Genomic DNA, 2,219 nt, shown 5'->3' on the forward strand with positions numbered 1-2,219 from the left:
TCACCTCACAAAACCGAATTTTTATCCTCAATTTTCTGCCATCCTCGCTACGGGGTCGCCTGGACGGGCGCTATTGCTGGACAACCTCCTGGTAGTTTATGTGACCTTGCAGTATTCGTCCCAACCACTTCCAACGGTCCAAAACACCAGTCCTGTATCACGCCTGCCCACAAAAATGTCGCAGAATCCGGGTCAGCTGTTCCATCCGCAAGTTAAAACTGGTCTTGCACGCCCTCTCATTATGAGTATGGTCCCCATCCCCGAAAGGACCAAAACCATCCAGCGTTGGCACACCCGCAGCGGCAATGGTATTGGCATCGCTGACCCCACCACGATGCTCTGTGGGTAACGGGTACCCTAAAATACCTTCAATCTCCTCCAGCAGCGCCTGCTGAGCCGGGTTGCTCTCCATAACGTCCCTTTGCAGGCCGCCGGTCATGGCAATATTAACCCCGTCCACGGGAGAAGAACTGATCAGCTGATCAATAGAAGACAGCACCCTGTCCCGTTCCCGGGTACAGGTAAAACGGAACTCCACCGCCAGCTGCGCTGTCGGGGATATGGTATTGGCACCAATACCACCGGACATTTTACCCACATTGACCGTTGTGCCTTTATCCAGGTCCGTCAGTTCGGTCAGGGCGATCAGCAAGTGTGCGGCGGCCAGATTGGCATTACGCCCCTGCTGGTAATGATTGCCGGCATGGGCCGCCAGACCGGTCAGCTCCAGATAGACCGTACCCACCCCTTTACGAGCGGTCACTACCTCGTTATTCTGCCCGGCCGCCTCGAGAACAAGACAAGCGTCGTATTGATCGGCAATACTGCTGGTAAGCAATTTGCTGTCATCACTGCCCGTCTCTTCATCACTGACCAGCAGCATATCAATGTTATGGATCGCACCGGTTTCACGGTGGAGGGTACGCAGTGCGCTCAGGGCCAGATAGATGCCGCCTTTCATATCGCAAACACCAGGCCCATAAATCCACTGGCTATCTTCCCGGAAACCCTCGAAGGTTCCCTTGGGAAAGACCGTATCCAGGTGTCCAAGTAGCAGCAATTTTCTGCCGGGCGTTTTACCCGATGAAAACAGCAGGTGATCACCGATGGTTTCCCGTGCATGACGATCCATTTTGTATCCCAGCGCGGCCATCCAATGGGCAATCATTTGCCCCGATTGATCAACGCCAGCCTTGTTGCCGGTATGACTGTTAATGTCAATGAGTGAGGCGAGTTCTTTAAAGTCCACTGTTTGTCTTCGTGATTGGGGTTAATAAGGTGATGAAAGAGAGCATCCGCTCTCAATTCAAGGGTGATTGTATCGGGTTTATTGAGTGACTTTTTGGCTATTTCAGCACCATTGATTGACCTGCATCATGGATTGTACAGAACATCTGCAAGATCATTAGCAAAGCGTAAATGACCAAGTATATTTACCCCGCTTGATACCATGGGGATAAAACTTAACTGCCGGAATCAGGTATCAAGTAAGGCTTTATTAACTGTATTTTTCTTGAGAAGTGATGATGACAAAACACACCGTGGGGATCTGGCTATACCAGAATGGTGGTGGTGATACCATCCAGCGCAAGCTGGTTGAACAACTGCGGGAGCGGGATATCAATGCCATCACCGGGCTTGATCTTGCCCAGGCCATGGCCCACAACGGTTCGATTCTGTGCAACGGCGTGGTGATGGAAGACCTGGATCTGTTTTATTCTTACAACGCAGGCCAGCAGAGCGAGTACCAGATGTACCTGTATGAAATGCTGGACCGGCTGATACCCATCATTAATAACTATCAGGCCTTTGCCCTGACGGAAGATAAATTCAAGACCACCCACCTGCTTCAACGTCATGGGGTATACACACCGGATTACTGCCTGTGTCACCACAATAATCTGGACCAGCTCAAGGCCAGCATGGCGCAATGGGGTGGCCGTGCCGTATATAAACCCACCAACGGCTGGGGCGGGACCGGTCTGGTTCGCCTGGAGAACGAGAACGCCCTGAATATGCTGCAGCCCTTTATGAACCAGCTGACAGCCCAGCATTTCTTTATTGAACGTTATATCAATAATGACCATACCGACTACCGGATTGACATTGTTGACGGCGAATTTGTTGGCTGTTATGGCCGCCAGGCCCCCAGGGACGACTGGAAAACCAATATCACCAGTGGCGGCAGCGTGATTCTGCGCGAGCCGAACGACGAAGTG

General features: G+C 51.9%; 2 protein-coding genes. One reads left to right on the forward strand and one right to left on the reverse strand.

Annotation, left to right across the window (positions count from 1 at the left end):
- Positions 1-157 precede the first annotated feature (157 nt).
- Positions 158-1,249: a M20 family metallopeptidase gene (locus KDK14_RS16225; protein WP_257266221.1), complete on the reverse strand. Its 1,092-nt coding sequence runs from the start codon at positions 1,247-1,249 to the stop codon at positions 158-160.
- A gap of 274 nt (positions 1,250-1,523) precedes the next feature.
- Here KDK14_RS16225 and KDK14_RS16230 point away from each other — a divergent pair.
- A partial coding sequence (locus tag KDK14_RS16230) for a RimK family alpha-L-glutamate ligase (RefSeq protein ID WP_257266222.1) occupies positions 1,524-2,219 on the forward strand: 696 nt, incomplete at its 3' end.

The organism is Endozoicomonas sp. ONNA2, from assembly GCF_024606365.1.
Classification (GTDB): Bacteria; Pseudomonadota; Gammaproteobacteria; order Pseudomonadales; family Endozoicomonadaceae; genus Endozoicomonas.